The organism is Paenibacillus xylanilyticus, from assembly GCF_013359935.1.
GTDB classification, from domain to species: domain Bacteria; phylum Bacillota; class Bacilli; order Paenibacillales; family Paenibacillaceae; genus Paenibacillus; species Paenibacillus xylanilyticus.
On the sequence record NZ_JABMCB010000206.1, the window covers coordinates 275,326 to 293,356 of the forward strand.

The following is an 18,031-nucleotide window of genomic DNA, read 5'->3' on the forward strand; positions in this document are numbered from 1 at the left end:
GTAGTTATTAAGGAGTTGACGGAACTAGATATGAGTATTACTGCAGCAAGACAAAAGCAACTCGATTATATTGGACTTACCAGGGCAGATCTTCAATTGCTTGCAGACCACAGGCCGGTATTTAAAAAGGTTGTGCATGATGTGGTGGATCACTTCTACAATCATGTTGGGAATTATCCTGAACTCGCAGAGATGATTACCCGATTTTCATCCATTGACCGTTTAAAAGAAACACAGCAAATGTACTGGTTGTCCATGACTGACGGCATCGTGGATGAGGCTTATATTGAACAGCGTATTGCGATTGGACTGGTGCATTCCCGCATTGGTTTATCTGAAGATTATTATTTGGGGACATACATGGTTTATCTCGATATTGCCACAAGCATATTTCAGCAGGTCATTCCTGATTCCTGGCATCGTGTCATTCAGGCACTAAGCAAAATGTTTAATCTCGATTCCCAGCTTGTTCTTGAGGCTTACGAGAAGAAGGAAAAAGAAAAATTGCATCAGCTCGCCGCGGATCAGCAGCATACATTGCAGTCCGTTACGCAGATTACCCAGCAATTGACGGGCATGATTAGCGAACTGAACGAGAATGCTCAAGCCATCTCGGACGTTGCCAGAGAAACGGCAGCTTCACAAGACCAGGCCCATGAATTGCTGGAGGCATTGACAGGGGAAATCCATCAGATTGGCAAGATGGGAGAACTCATTCGTGAAATCTCGGAGCAAAGCCATCTCGTCGGTCTGAATGCAGCCATCGAAGCTGCACATGCAGGTGAATTCGGCCGGGGATTTGAGGTTGTTGCAAGCGAAGTCCGCAAGCTAGCTGCGAGCTCCCGGGAGGCACAAGGGAAAATTCAGGCGAACCTTGAACAGATTATGAAAAAGCTTGGAAGTGTACAACATGAATCGGAGCACACATCCCAAGGAGCAAGACGCCAGGCTTCACGCTCGGAGGAACTTGCCGTATTCGCAACAACGATGGAGAAACTTGCGCTCGATCTGAAGAAACTGGACCGCCCGCTATAGACATAAGCACCTCCTGATCCTGCGATACCGTTTCTGGCTGTTTTGAGCTATAATGGGGAGACAAACCTGCCGAATGTTATAGTGATGCAGCCGGAGACAGGGGATTTGAAAGAGGTTGAGGTGATCAGGTGGCTTCTATCCATGATGTGGCCAAAGAAGCGGGCGTATCTGTTGCAACCGTTTCCAAAGTGCTGAACGATTATCCCGATGTAAGTGACAAAACTCGCAAAAAAGTCAATATAGCCATCGAACTATTGAAATATCAACCAAATGTGGTGGCACGGGGACTTGTAAAACGCCGTTCTTGGACGGTGGGAGTACTGTTGACGGTTCCTTTTACCAATCCATTTGTTTCGGAATTGCTTGAAGGCATCAAGACAGCACTTGAGAATAGCGGTTATGATCTTGTCCGATTGTCCACACGTTTCGATGATCCGGGGTACTCGTTTATCAAACACTGCCGCAGCCGGAATGTGGATGGCGTTGTTGTGTTCGGGGAAGGCAGAGACAACAAAAGTATCGAGGAATTGGTCCAAGCAGAGATTCCAACCATGTTTATTGACACGGACTTGTTTGGCAAACGGGCAGGGTATATTACTACGGACAACTCCAATGCGATTGCGATGAGCGTCAGACACCTGCATGAGCTGGGGCATCACAAAATCGCCTATATCTCGGGTACACTTGGACCGGCTGTAGCCAATCTTCGGCTGGAAGGGTACCGGGAAGGATTGCGTGAGTGCGGCATTCCGTACTCGACCGTATATCTGGAGGTATGTGACTATTCCTTTGAAGAGGGAAGTAAGGCAGCGAGACGATTGCTTGCATTGAAAGATCAACCGACAGGAATCGTTTGTGCCTCGGACATGGCCGCATTTGGTGCGATCCATGAAATCGAGAAGCACGGCCTGAGTGTGCCTGAAGATATTTCCGTTGTTGGCTTCGATAATACGTATTATGCTCAAGTATTCAAGCCAGGGCTTACAACGATTAACCAAAATATTTATTCCATCGGCATCAAGTCGATTGAGTATCTGATTGCGATGATTGAGAATCCGGATTATTCTCCTCCGGTAGTTACAGAGCCATCCAATCTGGTTATTCGTCAAACCACTGCGCCTGTCAAAGCGTGAGGATTTACGAACCAAGCACAGCCGGTTGGGCTGTGCTTTTTTGGTGTGATCATTTATTGGTCCTGTAACGTAAAAATATACGGAAGGGCTAGGAAGAAACGGTTATAGGATATATCACTGTAAATTTTAAGATTATTAACCTTAATAATCCTTCGTTTACTGGAAAAAAGTGTTGATTTCCGACTCTAGGACGTTTAGACTATACACATCACAAATAAACGGGTTTCTGATGTATGGCTGCGATGTTTTGAAAGTTAGTGGTCATTAGTCAAAATGATGCGAAGGGAGCGCCTGTCACCCGGACAGTGCGCCCCTTCTTTTTTACATTATGCCTACATACAACAAGATCTTCCCGGTTGAAAGGAAAGACGGAGTGGAACAACACATACATGGAACGTATAATTTGGAACTGGTTATTTTATCATACATTATCGCTGCCCTTGCTTCTTATGCTGCGCTTGACCTTGCCGGCCGCGTAAGTTTGGCCAAGGGAATGTCCAGAATCGTATGGCTTACCAGCGGTGCTATGTCCATGGGACTTGGTATCTGGTCGATGCATTTTGTGGGCATGCTTGCGTTTGTCCTTCCCATGAATGTGTCCTATTCGATGGACAAAGTCGTTCTGTCCGTCCTGCTCGTAGTGGCTGCATCGGGTATTGCGCTACACATTGCGGGGCGTAAGTCTGGCAATTTACGACAAATTATTGTTGCTGGTCTGCTTATGACAGCGGGGATCACCAGCATGCATTATGTGGGAATGGCTGCCATGTCGGTTCCGATTAGTTATGAGGCAGATAGAGTATTTGTATCTGTACTGATTGCAGCAGGTGCTTCCTTTGCAGCATTATGGCTGATGTTTTCTTTGAGCCGGCATCAAACGCGGTTCACTTGGATGTACAAAATGGGTAGTGGGCTCATTATGGGGATCGGTATCACAGGCATGCATTATACAGGAATGTCAGCGGCACAATTTTATCACCATACGCATGTTCCGACGGCAAATTCCGTCATGCAGATTGAACCGGGATTATTGGCATATCTGATCGCAGCAGGTACGTTCATTACGCTTGGGTTTACACTTTTTGGGATTTATATTAATCAACGAATGTCCATAAAGGATCAGCGAATTCGTGAAAATGAACAGTGGTATCAGGCTTTGTATGAAAACCATTCGGCTGCCATTATTTCGGTGGATAATGTGGGGATTGTCAAAGGCATAAATGCTGCGGTTACGCGTATTACAGGATATCCGGAGAGGGCGGTTATCCATCGCTCACTGGATGAAATTGTGAAGCACGTCAATATTCAATGGAGTTCCGAAGGGCTCCAGAGCTCGGGCTGGACAAATAGCAGTCTTGAACGTCGTTATTATACGGCAAGCATGAGAGGGTTTCATGGGCAGCATCTGGATTTGAGCATAAGTGTAGTGCCTGTATTAATTGAAGGCAATGATGTCGGCAGTCATATTTTGATCAAGGATATCACTGAGGAGAAGAGGGCGCAGGAAACGATCCGTCATCAGGCTCTGCATGATCCGCTTACTGGACTGCCGAACAGACGTAAACTGGATGAGGTACTTGCCGAAACGATTGCATCTTCAGCAATATCTCAAAGTTCGTTTGCCGTAATGGTGATGGATATCGACCGTTTCAAAATGATTAATGATTCACTGGGACATTCCATCGGGGACGTATTTCTAAGGGAAGTTAGCGACAGAATCCTTAAGGCGATCCGTATATCCGATTCAAAAGGCATGGATAATGTTATGCTGGCCCGTATGGGTGGGGACGAATTTACGCTGGTGGTTACAAACGAGCAGGGGAATGTGGAACGTGTCACCAGCCTTGCGGAACAGATTGTTGGAGCCATCCAGCTGCCATATCGGTTAAAAGAGAATGACTTCTACGTTACAGCGAGTATCGGTATTGCCATGTATCCGGAACATGGAACAGAAGCGGATGCCCTGTTGAAACATGCGGATACTGCCATGTATGAAGTGAAGAAGAATGGCAAAAACGGATTTCAGTTCTATACAACCGAGCTGGATTCGGAATTGTATGAGCGCATTGAACTGGAGGGATATCTTCGCAAAGCGCTGGAACGTAATGAGATGGTGCTGTATTACCAGCCCCAGATTCGCACGGAGGATAGCCGGATGATCGGTGTGGAGGCTCTGATTCGCTGGAAGCATCCGCTCAAGGGGATTTTGGCACCCAATGTGTTCATTCCTCTTGCCGAGGAAACAGGCATTATTTATGACATAGGAAACTGGACTCTGCGTGAAGCCTGCAGGCAGATGAAACGATGGCATGCCAGCGGTGGTCCACTGATCCCGGTATCGGTTAACCTGTCCAGCCAGCAATTTCATCAGTCCAATCTGGTGGAGCAGGTTCAGAGTGCCCTTGCGGAAACGGGGTTGGAAGCCCGCTATCTGGAACTTGAAATAACGGAAAGCATGATGATGGATGCCTCAGTATCAACAGGCATACTAAATGAGCTTACTTCGCTTGGGGTCAAGATTAGTCTTGATGATTTTGGCACAGGATATAGCTCGCTGAGTTACTTGAAGCATTTTCCGATTCATAAGCTGAAGATTGATCGTTCGTTTGTTACGGACATTACGGAGAGCCAAAGTGACCAGGCTATTGTGGCAACCATCATAACCATGGCGCAGAATCTGAAAATGGATGTTATTGCCGAAGGGATTGAAACGAAAGGTCAGCTGGATATCCTGATGCAGAACGATTGCCGGGAAATCCAGGGATACTATTTCAGCCGTCCGCTGCCGGCAAATGAAGTGGAACATGATTTCTTTGTGCCGCTGCGCCTGCAAGGAGACCCCATCAATCTTGGGTGAGTTTAAATGCCAAGCGGCAAGTCCCCGCCATCTGCCAGGGACTTACCGCTTTTTTTGTCTTCCATTATATAGAAGGAAGTTTACATGAATTTGCGATGGTGCTTCTTGCCGTCATACGTAAACCAGATCGGTTTATCCTCGACGCGTGTCTCGACATGCACGGTTCGCCCCCAGAGCCGGTACAGATAAGGAAGGGTGCGTTCCATATATTTCAGATCGAGCTCAATGCCTTCATACTGGTGTTTGAGCACAAGCTCACCGGTGCGCAGGTAGTCTGCATCCTGAACGACCAGATACGGAGATCCTCCGTTAATGCGTGAAAAGACGAGCTGATCGCGTATGTTTTCCCAAGACTTGTCGGTAATTTTCCAGTCCGGGCCTTTTTTCTCGAATACGTAGAGGTCGAGGTCTTCGGTTAGCTGCTTGGTCATGTAATTTCGGATGAAAGAGGTATCGGAATCAAATTCACGAACCTCGAACATTTTGGCTCGGCCTTGGCCGGGTTTACGGCCCCAACGCTCCTGCTCTTCCCTGGACGGGTGATCCCAGCGGCGTTCAATATCCTCAAAAATTTTAAGCCCCAAATAGTAGGGATTCAAACTTTGTTTGGAAGGCTGCACGACAGAAGAGTTCAATTTGGCAAATTCGATCGTGTCTTCACTACTCAGGTCCAGCTCGCGTATAATGCGTTGATGCCAGTACGAAGCCCAGCCTTCGTTCATGATTTTGGTTTCCATTTGTGGCCAGAAATACAGCATTTCTTCACGCATCATACTCATGATATCCCGCTGCCAATCCGTCAACACTTCCGAGAACTCCTGAATAAACCACATGATGTCTTTTTCCGGTTCTGGTGGGAAGTGATGAACCTGTATTCCTTCAGCAGGGGACTCCTCGTTCTGCACATCATCAAGCGACCATAAGTCGTCATAACGTCCTTCCGGACGTGGTGGTTTTTCACCACGCTGCTCCCGCATTTTCATCTCCATATAGCGTTGTTTGTCCAAATGACGGGGTTTGATGAGTTGGGGGTCCACATGTTCCTGAATGGCAATAACGGCATCAATGAACGCCTCAACTGCTTCAGTCCCATACTCCATTTCGTAGTTGCTGATCCGGTCCGCCGTGGCGGCCATGCTTTCGACCATATTGCGGTTCGATTTGGAGAAACGGGCATTATTTTTGAAAAAGTCACAGTGCGCCAGCACGTGTGCGACAATCAGCTTGTTCTGAATAAGCGAGTTTCCATCCAGCAGGAAGGCGTAACAAGGATTCGAATTGATAACAAGCTCATAGATTTTACTGAGACCAAAATCATACTGCATCTTCATTTTATGAAAAGTTTTTCCGAAGCTCCAGTGACTGAACCGGGTTGGCATCCCGTAAGCCCCAAAAGTGTAAATAATGTCTGCGGGGCATATTTCATAACGCATTGGATAATAATCGAGACCGAATCCATCGGCAATCTCCATAATCTCGGCAATGGCGTATTCAAGGTCGCGGATTTCATCTGTCATCTTACGCTGCCTCCTTCCCGTTTCTGGAAAAAGCTGCGCAAAGCTTTGTACACTTCGCCTTTTTCTTTGATTACATAGTACATAAACTGATCCATCTTAATATGACGATACGCCGACATTAATGTGCTGCTGCGATTATATTGATTGACCTCGCCATATCCAAACATGTTGCTGCGTTTCATCAACTCACCGATCAGTTTTACGCAGCGCTCGTTATCCGAGGTGAGGTTATCGCCATCCGAGAAATGAAAAGGGTAGATGTTGTAGCTTGAAGGCGGGTAACGCCGGTCGATGATATCAAGGGCCTTCATATATACAGAGGAGCAGATGGTGCCTCCGCTCTCGCCACGGGTGAAAAATTCTTCCTCCGTCACTTCTTTGGCTTCTGTGTGATGGGCAAGAAATACAATCTCAACCTTTTCGTACTGACGACGCAGAAACCGGGTCATCCAGAAGAAGAAGCTGCGAGCGCAGTATTTTTCAAAGGAACCCATCGATCCGGATGTATCCATCATGGCGATAATAACGGCATTGGACTGCGGAATAATTTTGTCTTCCCACGTCTTGTAACGCAGATCATCCGGACTGATATGGTGAATGCCCGGATTGCCCGTTGTGGCATTGCGACGCAGATTCTCCAGAATGGTGCGTTTCTTGTCAATGTTGGACTGCATGCCTTTTTTGCGGATATCGTTGAAAACAACCGTGTGGGTTTCGATTTGATCCTTATCTTTCTGCTTCAGATCCGGAAGCTCCAGTTCGGAGAACAGCATATCTTCCAGTTCTTCAATGCTCACTTCGGCTTCTACAATATCATGACCAGGCTGATCGCCGGCTTTTTCGCCTTTACCCGGCTTTTGCGAGGCAGGATCACGACCGATGACATCTCCGACCTGACTGTCACCGTCGCCTTGACCGACATGTTTTTGCTTTTGGTAGTTATACACAAAACGGTACTCATCCAGACTGCGGATTGGTACCTTAATGATTTGTTGTCCATCGGACATGATAATGTTTTCTTCTGTAATCAGATCAGGCAGATTTTGCTTAATGACATCTTTAACCTTTTGCTGATGGCGCTGCTGGTCCTGGTACCCTTTGCGGTGAAGCGACCAATCTTCCCGGGATACGACGAACGAGTAAGGCTGGTGTGAATTTGACATGTAGGCACCCCCCATTGATTACGCGGCACAGTTTGGCCTGTCGGTAATTAAGTATATTCACGGGCGGTGACGATATGTGATGCGAGAGGAGATAAAATGATACAATTATGCGACTGCGTTTTTGGATGCAGCTCCAAATGCCTGCCGTATGCCGAACTTTTTACAGAAACGATGAACAAGCGTGACAAACTTCCTTTACAATAAAAACAGGCATTGAATTGGCATTCTGTCACGGATGCATGCAAAGGAAGGATCTGACTTGGATAAACGGGCAGTTAAAGCTTGGATTATGTATGACTGGGCCAATTCCGCATACGCAACGACGGTGCTGGCCGCGGTACTCCCTGTCTTCTATGCATCGGTAGCGGCAGCAACTCTGGATGCAGACACAGCCGCATCTTATCTGGCCTACACGCATTCGGTCGGAATGTTATGTGTAGCCTTGTTAACCCCGCTGCTGGGAGCACTATCTGATTTATCCGGCCGCAAAGGGGATTTTCTACGGGTATTTGCTATAACTGGAATGATTGCAACCCTTGGTTTCAGCGCGGTTGGAGAAGGGGACTGGCTGCTTGCTTCTGCCTTGCTTGTCATCTCGACCATAGGATTTGCGGGTGGTAATACCTTCTACGATGCCATGCTGCCTGATCTGGTGGCTGCAGACCGCAGGGATATGATCTCGTCCAAAGGGTATGCGTATGGTTACATTGGTGGTGGATTGCTTCTGGCCATCAACATGCTCATGATTCAGCAGCCTGGCTGGTTTGGCATGGGGAGCACCCTGGCAGGTACCAGACTCGCCTTTATTTCTGTAGCGCTCTGGTGGCTGTTATTCTCAATCCCACTGTTCCGTCATGCTCCCCGTCGTCCTGCTGCACCGAACATGCCTGGATCCTGGAAAGGTTATGCAGAGGTAGGGATGCGAAGGTTGCGTCAAACCTTTCGCCAGATGCTGCGTTTTCCCCAGCTGATTCGGATGCTGGTGGCTTTTTGGTTTTTCAATGATGGGATTAATACGATCATATTGATGGCGACCATCTATGGGACAAGTATCGGAATCGGGACAGCTGATCTGATGCTTGCGCTGCTGCTCACCCAATTCATCGGTTTCCCTTGCACATTGCTGCTGGGTGCGTGGGCACAACGCTGGGGAGCGAAGCAGGTACTGATGTTAAGTTTGTCTATCTACATATGTATTGTCATACTCGGATATTTTATGACGGAAGCGATCCATTTCTACTTGCTTGCGGGTCTGGTTGGCGTCGTACAAGGAGTCAGTCAATCGACTGCCCGCTCACTGTTCAGCAACCTGATGCCTTCTGGCAGAACAGGAGAGTATTTTGGCTTCGTAAATATTACTGGCAAATTCTCATCCATTTTTGGCCCATTTGTCTTTGGCTGGGTAGGTCAGATTACGGGTTCAAGCCGTTGGGGTATTCTTTCCCTGCTCTTTTTCTTCATTGCGGGTATGGCTGTTTTGATGACAGTAAAAGTCAAGCAGGGCATGAACGACGCACTTGAAGCAGATCGGGAGGATAACCGCATTTTGGAGGGAACCGTGCATTTCCATGGAGCGAATGCTGGACATAGCGGGTAATATTCCTTTATTTCAAGAAAACATAATAAAGAAATAGCAACTCCGGGTCTGTTCGCAAGAGACAGATTCGGAGTTTTTCATGTTTGTGCACAGTCATATTGGAGAGGGGCAGTGGAATAAGTATGAAGTGCTGAACTGATCCGGATGAGAATAGAGTGAAACGAAAAGGAAATTATGAAAAAGTGAAAATAAAAGATTGACATGATACATTTTGTATCATAGAGTAAAACTATGAATACACAACGTATCTAAAAGGTGTCGAAACTTCATAGAATTGCGATTGTACATCTTCTGTTTCAACAAAAAAAGGATGAGAATTCGATGATACCAACTGCATGCTCATTATATTTGGACAGAGGAGGAGATGCCAGTGGTAGATGTTCAAGGTAACGGACTTGTCTTTTTACTCTGTGTCCCTCGTAGTGGAAGCTCACTCTCCACCGTTATGCTGCAAAACCACAGCCGCATATTTGCAACACAGGAAATGTGGTTTCTGATGAGCCTGGTGGATCTGTCAAAAGCGGATGCTCGTCCTTACGGAGGAAGCCCCATTATTCGTCAATTTTATAGTGCCATGGTCTCGGATGACGTATTTGAGAAGGCATGCAGGAGCTTTGCTCTTGAAATATATAACGGATTTCTGCAGGGAAACGGAGCAGATTTCGTTGTCGATAAATCTCCGCGTTATTATTACATGCTTGAATGGCTGGATCGACTTTTTCCAGAGTCCAAGCGCATCCATCTTCAGCGTAATCCACTTTCCATCGCTGCTTCCTACAAGAAAGTAAACCGTAACAATGGAGAAGGGTTTAATCTAATTAGCAGTCTGCAAAGTCCAAACATGAATATGAAGGCCGTCGATCTAACACTCGGATTACTTCGGTTAAATGATTATTTCGCAGTACAACATGCGAACGCGTATGAGCTCCGATATGAACAGCTGGTCTCCCAACCGAGAGAGGAACTGGAGAAGTTATGCGAATTTCTCGGTGTTGGATATGAACAGGGCATGGAGCAATATGGTCGTCATGTGGAAAGTACGAAATCCAATATGTTCTACAGCATGGGGGTCGGCGACCCATTTTTGTCCACACATCAAGAAGCACACAAAAATTCTGTTAACAACTGGAAAAGTATACTGGATGCTTCTGAAGTAGAAACATACTGCCGCGTACTGGGCGCAGACGTATTTCACCGCATGGGTTACTCTGAACAGCTGCATGAGGCAGAACAATGGACAGGGGTCCGTTACGAAGCTGACCCGGATCAGGAAGTCATTGAACGACTAAGCCGTCAGTTTACGGAAGCAACAGGCTGCATATGGCAGCCGCATTATCACATACAGGGAGCTTCTTCTGCAGGTACACCGATAAATGAGGTCCATGGAATTACCAATCAGTCCGAGCCGAATACAGATCCGACACTGGCTGCACTCGCAACGATCAGACAACTGGAAGCTGCACTCCGTGCAGCAGATAACCGATTGGAGCGAGGCTACAGTGAACGGGAACGATTGAAGCAGCAGCTGGCTTCTGCTCACAGCAAGCTTCAGCGAATTAAATCCTGGATACCCTTTGGACAGCAAATCAGTGCCTGGGCATCCCAGCGCAAGATACTTCGGGGAGGAAAGTCATGAGCGCGATAGCGGGAATTGTTCATACCGATGGTCAGCAAGCGCTATGGGAAGATAGCTGGCACTTGTATGCAAGCCTGGGACATATTCCGGCGGATACAACCGGGGTATGGAAGGGGAATGAAGCATTCCTCAGCTGTCATGCTCAGTGGATTACACCAGAATCGGTCAACGAAAAACTGCCTCTGGCTGATGAGGCCAGCGGTCTCACGATTACCGCAGACGCTATTTTGGATAATCGGGAACAGCTTGCTGATCAATTGTTCATCTCCAGAAGTCAGTTGTCTGTACTCTCAGACAGTGAACTCATTATGAGAGCTTATCAGCGATGGGGTGAAGAAGCTGCGAGCAAGCTTCTGGGAGATTTCGCTTTTGCAATCTGGGATGAGCGCAAGCGGACATTGTTTGCAGCGAGAGATATTACCGGCATGAGGACGTTGTATTACCGTCATGACGGTAAACGTTTTTCATTCTGCACACTTATTGCTCCCTTGCTTGACTTGGAAGGGGTAACCAAGGATTTGAATGAGACATGGTTGTCCGAATTTCTGGCCATTCCAGAGATGCATGGATCGGCAGATATCCATATGACGGCTTATCGTGGAGTCAACCAGCTTCCACCTGCACACACCCTTGTCTTCCGGGCTGGAGTGGGAAAAGTGGAACTGAAGCAGTATCACCGCTGGAACGAAATTGAGCCGCTGCTTCTCAAATCGGACGGGGAATACGTCGAAGCGTTTCGTGAAGTATTCGCTCAGGCAGTCAGTGCCCGCTTGCGAACACATCGGCAGGTGGCAGCTGCATTAAGTGGAGGGCTGGACTCCGGGGCTGTTGCCGGTTTTGCTTCGGGATCACTGCGCAGCCAGGGGAAAAGGCTAAATGCATACAGTTATGTACCTGTGTCTGATTTCACGGACTATACTTCGAAAACGCTGCTCGCTGATGAACGGCCTTTCATTCGCTCCACGGTCGATCATATCGGAAACATTTCGGAGAACTACCTGGACTTCGAGGGCAGAAGTCCTTTCAGTGAAATAGATACCTGGCTGGACATGATGGAGATGCCGTATAAGTATTTCGAGAATTCATTCTGGATCCGGGGATTTTACGAAAAGGCAAGTCAGCAGGATGCAGGAGTTCTACTTACTGGAGCCAGGGGGAACTTCACCATCTCCTGGGGGCCCGCACTGGACTATTACGCCAGCCTGATGAAAAGTGGACGCTGGCTCCGCATGCTGCAGGAGATGAGACAATATTCTCAGCGGACCGGAATGAAATTTTCGAGGATTGCTCGCATAACAGCGCAAAAGGCATACCCGGAACGTTTCCATAACGCTTCAAAAGGGGCAGCGAGTGCCTCTGCCAACCAACTCATTCATCCGGAATTCGCCAGTAGAACGGGCGTGCTGGAACGGCTCGGATCACTGGTTCAGCTTCAGGGAGGCGCCAGAGCAGATGCACTGAAAGTCCGAGCTGAGAAGTTCAATAATCTGGCTATTGCCAACAAAAATGGAGCAGTGGCAACCAAATGTTCCTTGCGTTATCGTGCATGGGAGCGTGATCCGACCAGTGACGCCCGTGTCATTCAATTTTGCCTCTCCGTTCCGATTGAACAGTATGTCAGTAAGGGGACAGATCGCTCCTTAATCAGGCGTGCGACATCGCCAGAACTGCCTGACAAGGTTAGACTCAATCAACGTGTTCGTGGCATTCAGCCCGCGGATTGGCTGCACCGGATGATCCCCGATTGGGGTGCCTTTACAGCAGAAGTACAATCTCTTTGTTCTGATAGCCGTGTTGCCGGCATATTAAACACCGAACGAATACAGTCGGCGCTTAAGAACATTCCCGAACCACGACCCGAGCTGGCATCTCACCCTGATATGCGTTTGATGATGCACAGCTTGATCGTATATCGCTTTATCCGCAAGTTCTGACCATGAGAAATGAACATGCAAGGTACCAATGTAAACTCTTGAAGGGAGGTGAACAACAATGGAAAAGAAGGAATGGCAAGCACCTGCACTGGAAGTGTTGGAAGTAAACCAAACTATGGCTGGAACTGGTTACAGACAAATTGACTGGATCTCCGATCATGATGCTGATCTGTACGATCCAACTTCCTAAGTTATTGAGCTTTACGAAGTGCCATCATACTTAAAGGGCGGAAAGACAACATGATCTTTTCGCCACCGCCCTTATATTTGAGTCATATGAATATAAGGGCTTTTTTACATTCAGCTTTGCTAAGGAGGAGTCATCCATTGGTGCCTGTGCAGTATGAAGCATATGGATTGCGTTGGCTAAGCCAATTTCTAATGCCAGAACTCCAGATCGTGCAAGACAGCACGGATGCTGGTGATATCGACGTACATATCCAGTCTGCCGACTTAACCCTACTGTGGGAAGAGTGGAATGTGGGAAATGAAAATTTTGTATCTCGTGACGGCTGTCTGTTTTTTCGAATTGAAGATACAGGCCTGTTCCTGATCGAGCAAGGACGCAGAATTATGGTTAGCCCTTCGCAAGATGCAGATGAAAAAAAGGTCCGATTGTTTATTCTCGGTACATGTATGGCGGTCATTATGATGCAGCGGGGTATTCTGCCACTGCATGGAAGTGCCGTCGTGATCGATGGCTGGGCGTATGCATTCGTCGGGCATTCGGGCGCGGGCAAATCCACTTTATCAGCTGCTCTGGCTTCGCGCGGATATCCGCTTCTGACCGATGATGTGGTTGCCATAACCTGGGACGCCGGAGGGAGAGCCATTGTATCCCCGGGGTATCCACAGCAGAAATTGTGGCAGCCCAGCCTGGAGGGGTTTGGCATGAAAGAACAAAACTATGCCACCGTACATGCCGAGATTACGAAATACGCGATACCGGTGCAGCATTATTTTCATGAGAGAGCTGTTCCGCTTGCCGGCATTTTTGAGCTGAATCCCAAACCGGATGCCCTTCACGAGCCCACCAAGCTGACACAGGTTCAGGGATTGGAAAGACTTCATATGCTGTGCACACATACCTTCCGAAGTGCTCTTGTGGCCAGGCAAGGTCTTGCGCAGTGGTTGTTCGAAACAGTCTCCAGACTGTCTGCCAGCGTAGAAGTTTGCAGATTGACAAGGTCAGGCTCTGAATTTACTGCATTCGAGATGGTCGAACGAATCACAGATCATATACGCAAAGGAGTGCATACAGGACAATGAAAAGTACAAAACCATTCGATTGGAAAGATCGTGTGAAGCAGAAGGAAGGCAACCTCGTCAGTGACATGGGCGGGGAAAAAGTCATGATGAGTATCCAAAGCGGAAAATACTACAATCTTGGCAGTACCGGCGGACGAATCTGGGATCTACTGGCCGAGGAACGGACACTGGCTGACTTGGTTGAAGTGCTGGCCTCCGAGTACGAAATTGATGCGGATACGTGTCACGAACAAGTTGTTTCGTTTCTTGAGCACATGTCCCGTGAGGGAATAATCGACATCGTTCACGAGGATTAGGACGATGCTGCGTAAAATCAAAGCTTATCTTTCGTTGCCACGCGAGGTCCGGCTTATGGTTTGGGAAGCCTACATTCATTTGGGGTGGGCACGAATCCTCAAAGCAAGACCCTTTGCCCAAATCGCCCCAGGGCTCGGTACAGCGCTGTATGAAACCCCCATGAACGGAATGACTCGAAATCAGATTTTAGCGATTAGGAACGTTTCCAAAGCCATTATGCTGGCAAGCAAGTACACCTTATGGGAGAGTCGCTGTCTAGTCATGGCGATCGCTGCAATGAAAATGCTGGAACGCCGCAAAATAGAGAGTACGCTATATATGGGAACTGCGCGCAACAAGCAAGGACAAATGATGGCTCATGCCTGGCTGCGAAGTGGGAAATTAATCGTGACCGGAGCAGATACTATGGACCAATATACGGTTGTCGGCGTATTCGGCAAACGTTGTCCGGAGAAGGGAACTGGAGAAATTGTCTATGAATCTTGAATTTGATGACTACACAAGAGGGTTTCCGCAGGAGCTCAAGCTGATTTTGATCATTATGAAAGATGAGCTGCAGGAGCTTGCTCCGGAAGCAGCCAGAGCTTTGACCGAAGGAACGGACTGGCAGCTCTTTTTGCGACTTGTCTATCATCACAGGTTGTACTCGGTCCTATATATGAAACTCAAATCATTGGAATCTCCATTTATTCCTGCTGCTGTTGTAGAGGGTTTAAGACAGGAATATACGGCTAATACGTTTCGCATGCTGCACTTGACGGCCGAGATGGAACAGGTTTGCACAGCTTTTAATGAAAATGGGATTCGGAGTATTACGTTAAAAGGGCCTGCGCTCGCCCACGATCTCTACGGAGATGTGTCTTTAAGGACATCCAAGGATTTGGACATTCTCATCCCATTTGAAGATGTGGAATCTGCGGAACAGATTCTCGAAACACTCGGTTATGTATCCAAGGAAGGTAAACGCACGCCAACCGTTCAAAGCTGGAAATGGCGGGAGCATCATATCTGTTACAAGCATCCTCTCAAAAAAACACAAGTGGAAATTCACTGGCGGCTTAATCCGGATTCCGGTAAGGAAACTGATTTTGAATTACTGTGGCAGCGTAGCCGGTTTAGTACGTATACTCAAACTCCGGTTCGAATGCTTGAACGAGAAGATCTGTGGGCCTATCTGGTGACTCATGGTGCACGTCATGGCTGGTTCAGATTGCGCTGGCTCATGGACATCGATCAGATGATTCGCACCATGCCTCTGGATGTAAACCTGCTGACAAGGCGTCTAAAAGCGGAAGGGCGGCTCTCCATCGGTGCACAGGCTCTGCGGCTTGGTTCCGTGCTGCTGAACACACCATTGGATGCGAGTTATCGCGGCCTATTAACTTCTCAGGAACGTGCTGGCGAACGGCTTGCTAAACATGGCGTGTTATTCATGAATGAAATGCTGGAAACTCCGGCGAATTTACGCAGTTACCGTTCCTATCTGTTTGCGCTGAGAAGTACCAGACAGAAAATGTTTTTTTTCATTGAACGATTATATCCGAGTACCTGGGATGTGGAACAACTGCCGCTTCCTCGCTCTTTGCACTTTCTATATTTTCCGTTACGTCCTTTTCTCTGGTTCTGGCGGCGAATGAAAAGGAACACGATGACGGAAAGGGGATAATCCATGATTTCAGAACTTCGATTTTATATGCGCAAGCTGCATGATGTAACAGGACCCGTCCTCTATTGGAACTTGCTGGGTATGATCTGCATTAGTTTAATGGAGGGAATCGGCATTTATATGCTTGTTCCGATGTTAAGTTTAATTGGTGTGTTTGAAATGAGCTCAACCGGATTACAGTTACCCTGGCTATCAGAATTACTAGGTCGTCTCTCCGAAAATAGTCAGCTGCTGCTGGTACTGGGCGTTTTCGTTGTAATTCTCTCCGGACAGGCATGGCTTCAGCGTCTTCAGACGATTCGGAACACGCGGATTCAGCAGCAATTCATAAGAACATTGCGTCAGGAAACCTATCGGGCCATCATTATGGCCAAATGGTCTTTTTTTCTCCAAAAACGAAAATCCGATTTTAACCATATATTAACGACCGAACTCGCACGTGTAAGCCAAGGAACGAATTTGATCCTCCAAATGGCTGCGTCTTTAATCTTTACAGGCATTCAGATCGGTCTCGCTTTTTGGCTGTCCGCCAAGTTAACTGCCATTGTACTTGTCTTCGGACTTGTTTTGTTCTTCGTCCTCAAAAAATTCGTCCAGAGAGCCAAGCAGATTGGGGATCAGACATCCGAATTATCCCAGCACTACTATAATGGCATTACAGAGCATTTTAACGGCATCAAGGACATCAAAAGCAACATGCTTGAGAACTCGCATATCGGATGGTTTGAAAGAATATGCAAACGAATCGAACGTAATGTCATCCAATTCAGCCAGTTGAACAGTGGTACACAGCTTATTCATCGGGTATCTTCCGCTGTGATTATTGCCGCCTTCATTTATTTGTCACTGCGTGTTCTTGCCGTACCTCCGGCAAGTCTATTGCTTATTATCCTTATTTTTTCCAGGTTATGGCCCAGGTTTACATCCATTCAGTCCAATCTGGAGTATATTAGCTCGATGCTGCCGGCGTTTCAGCTTGTCCGAAAGCTGCAGGCTGAGACTGAAATGAGTCGCGAGATTAGCGATTTCACCAACGTAACCGCAGAAACAAGCGGAAATAAGGGGGGAGAGCTTCATCCCGTTCAACCACTCGAGTTAATGCGTTCCATTGAGTGTATGAATGTCAATTACCGTTATGAGGGCAGTCAGTCTTACTCACTCGAAAATGTTAATGCCTCGATCCCTGCGAAAGGCATGACAGCCATTGTCGGCAAATCAGGTGCCGGAAAGAGCACCCTGATTGATCTCATTATGGGACTGGTTCGACCAGAGAGTGGGCAGATTCTTATCGATGGTGTCCCACTGTCGGAGGAGCTATTATTGGCGTGGAGAAGTTCCATTGGTTATGTATCCCAGGATCCATTTTTGTTCCATACCAGCATCCGAGAAAACTTGAGGCTGGTAGATCCTGATGCGAGCGAGGAACAGATGTGGCAAGCCTTACAATTTTCGTCCTCGGCTGCGTTTGTCCGCAGACTTCCTCAAGGGCTGGATACGATGATTGGGGATCGGGGGATTCGCTTATCCGGAGGAGAACGCCAGCGCCTGGTTCTTGCAAGAGCCATGCTGCGCAATCCGTCTGTACTCATCTTGGATGAAGCAACCAGCGCATTGGATAGTGAGAACGAGCAGCACATTCATGCTGCACTTGAACGTCTGAAAGGCCATGTCACCATAATCGTGATTGCCCATCGTTTATCCACAATCCGTACAGCGGACCGGGTGATCGTATTGGAGGAAGGTCGGGTTATCCAGCAAGGAGGGTACCAACAACTGTCTACAGACCCTGTAGGAACCTTCAGCAAGTTATTAAATATGCAGGCGGGTGTCGTTGGGCAGTAATTGGATGGTTTTAAAAAATAACCCCGTACAATTCAAAAAGGCACAGGATGATCAATCACTGTGCCTTTTATCTGATATTTTCTAT

Annotated in this window: 14 protein-coding genes; 12 read left to right on the forward strand and 2 right to left on the reverse strand. The window is 47.6% G+C overall.

Annotation, left to right across the window (positions count from 1 at the left end; all coding sequences use genetic code 11):
* Positions 1-30 precede the first annotated feature (30 nt).
* The 3 genes from HP552_RS33110 to HP552_RS33120 all read left to right on the forward strand — a co-directional run bounded on the left by HP552_RS33110 (position 31) and on the right by HP552_RS33120 (position 5,025).
* Positions 31-1,035, forward strand: coding sequence for a globin-coupled sensor protein (locus HP552_RS33110; protein WP_175399568.1), 1,005 nt, complete (start codon positions 31-33; stop codon positions 1,033-1,035).
* A gap of 128 nt (positions 1,036-1,163) precedes the next feature.
* Positions 1,164-2,168 carry a LacI family DNA-binding transcriptional regulator gene (locus HP552_RS33115; RefSeq protein WP_175399569.1) on the forward strand — a complete coding sequence of 335 codons (1,005 nt, stop codon included), beginning with the start codon at positions 1,164-1,166 and terminating at the stop codon, positions 2,166-2,168.
* Between the two features lie 373 nt (positions 2,169-2,541).
* The gene (locus HP552_RS33120) at positions 2,542-5,025 is read left to right on the forward strand and encodes a bifunctional diguanylate cyclase/phosphodiesterase (RefSeq protein WP_175399570.1); all 2,484 of its coding nucleotides are present in this window, start codon (positions 2,542-2,544) and stop codon (positions 5,023-5,025) included.
* An 80-nt stretch (positions 5,026-5,105) separates the two neighbouring features.
* On the opposite strand, the gene HP552_RS33125 is transcribed toward HP552_RS33120, so the two are convergent.
* On the reverse strand, positions 5,106-6,542 hold the full coding sequence (locus HP552_RS33125; protein WP_175399571.1) for a SpoVR family protein: 1,437 nt from the start codon (positions 6,540-6,542) through the stop codon (positions 5,106-5,108).
* Positions 6,539-7,705, reverse strand: a complete 1,167-nt coding sequence (gene yhbH, locus HP552_RS33130; RefSeq protein WP_095288248.1) for a sporulation protein YhbH — start codon at positions 7,703-7,705, stop codon at positions 6,539-6,541. The genes HP552_RS33125 and yhbH overlap by 4 nt, the downstream gene beginning before the upstream one ends.
* A 259-nt stretch (positions 7,706-7,964) precedes the next feature.
* On the opposite strand from yhbH, the gene HP552_RS33135 reads away from it, so the two are divergent.
* From HP552_RS33135 to HP552_RS33175, 9 genes are all read left to right on the forward strand, one after another.
* Complete coding sequence (locus tag HP552_RS33135; RefSeq protein ID WP_175399572.1) at positions 7,965-9,302, forward strand: MFS transporter; 1,338 nt, start codon at positions 7,965-7,967, stop codon at positions 9,300-9,302.
* A gap of 364 nt (positions 9,303-9,666) precedes the next feature.
* The gene (locus HP552_RS33140; RefSeq protein ID WP_217506639.1) at positions 9,667-10,938 is read left to right on the forward strand and encodes a sulfotransferase family protein; all 1,272 of its coding nucleotides are present in this window, start codon (positions 9,667-9,669) and stop codon (positions 10,936-10,938) included.
* Positions 10,935-12,872, forward strand: a complete 1,938-nt coding sequence (locus HP552_RS33145) for an asparagine synthase-related protein (protein WP_175399574.1) — start codon at positions 10,935-10,937, stop codon at positions 12,870-12,872. The genes HP552_RS33140 and HP552_RS33145 overlap by 4 nt, the downstream gene beginning before the upstream one ends.
* A 58-nt stretch (positions 12,873-12,930) precedes the next feature.
* Positions 12,931-13,062, forward strand: coding sequence for a paeninodin family lasso peptide (locus HP552_RS33150; RefSeq protein ID WP_175399575.1), 132 nt, complete (start codon positions 12,931-12,933; stop codon positions 13,060-13,062).
* Positions 13,063-13,199: 137 nt separating this feature from the next.
* Complete coding sequence (locus tag HP552_RS33155) at positions 13,200-14,141, forward strand: HPr kinase/phosphorylase (protein WP_175399576.1); 942 nt, start codon at positions 13,200-13,202, stop codon at positions 14,139-14,141.
* Entirely contained in the window at positions 14,138-14,437 is a 300-nt protein-coding gene (locus HP552_RS33160) for a lasso peptide biosynthesis PqqD family chaperone (protein ID WP_175399577.1), read from the forward strand. Before HP552_RS33155 ends, HP552_RS33160 begins: the two co-directional genes overlap by 4 nt.
* 4 nt (positions 14,438-14,441) lie before the next feature.
* Positions 14,442-14,924, forward strand: a complete 483-nt coding sequence (locus HP552_RS33165) for a lasso peptide biosynthesis B2 protein (RefSeq protein ID WP_175399578.1) — start codon at positions 14,442-14,444, stop codon at positions 14,922-14,924.
* Positions 14,914-16,104 (forward strand): nucleotidyltransferase domain-containing protein, encoded by a 1,191-nt coding sequence (locus HP552_RS33170; RefSeq protein WP_175399579.1) that lies wholly within the window; start codon positions 14,914-14,916, stop codon positions 16,102-16,104. The genes HP552_RS33165 and HP552_RS33170 overlap by 11 nt, the downstream gene beginning before the upstream one ends.
* Before the next feature lie 3 nt (positions 16,105-16,107).
* A complete protein-coding gene (locus HP552_RS33175; protein WP_217506640.1) occupies positions 16,108-17,946 on the forward strand; it encodes an ABC transporter ATP-binding protein in 1,839 nt (612 codons plus the stop codon).
* The last annotated feature ends 85 nt before the right edge of the window (positions 17,947-18,031 follow it).

Coding starts and splice junctions, on each gene's coding strand:
- HP552_RS33110 (WP_175399568.1), top strand. CDS start 31: ATGAGTATTACTGCAGCAAGACAAAAGCAACTCGATTATATTGGACTT.
- HP552_RS33125 (WP_175399571.1), bottom strand. CDS start 6,542: ATGACAGATGAAATCCGCGACCTTGAATACGCCATTGCCGAGATTATG.
- yhbH (WP_095288248.1), bottom strand. CDS start 7,705: ATGTCAAATTCACACCAGCCTTACTCGTTCGTCGTATCCCGGGAAGAT.
- HP552_RS33140 (WP_217506639.1), top strand. CDS start 9,667: ATGCCAGTGGTAGATGTTCAAGGTAACGGACTTGTCTTTTTACTCTGT.
- HP552_RS33145 (WP_175399574.1), top strand. CDS start 10,935: ATGAGCGCGATAGCGGGAATTGTTCATACCGATGGTCAGCAAGCGCTA.
- HP552_RS33150 (WP_175399575.1), top strand. CDS start 12,931: ATGGAAAAGAAGGAATGGCAAGCACCTGCACTGGAAGTGTTGGAAGTA.
- HP552_RS33160 (WP_175399577.1), top strand. CDS start 14,138: ATGAAAAGTACAAAACCATTCGATTGGAAAGATCGTGTGAAGCAGAAG.
- HP552_RS33165 (WP_175399578.1), top strand. CDS start 14,442: ATGCTGCGTAAAATCAAAGCTTATCTTTCGTTGCCACGCGAGGTCCGG.
- HP552_RS33170 (WP_175399579.1), top strand. CDS start 14,914: ATGAATCTTGAATTTGATGACTACACAAGAGGGTTTCCGCAGGAGCTC.
- HP552_RS33175 (WP_217506640.1), top strand. CDS start 16,108: ATGATTTCAGAACTTCGATTTTATATGCGCAAGCTGCATGATGTAACA.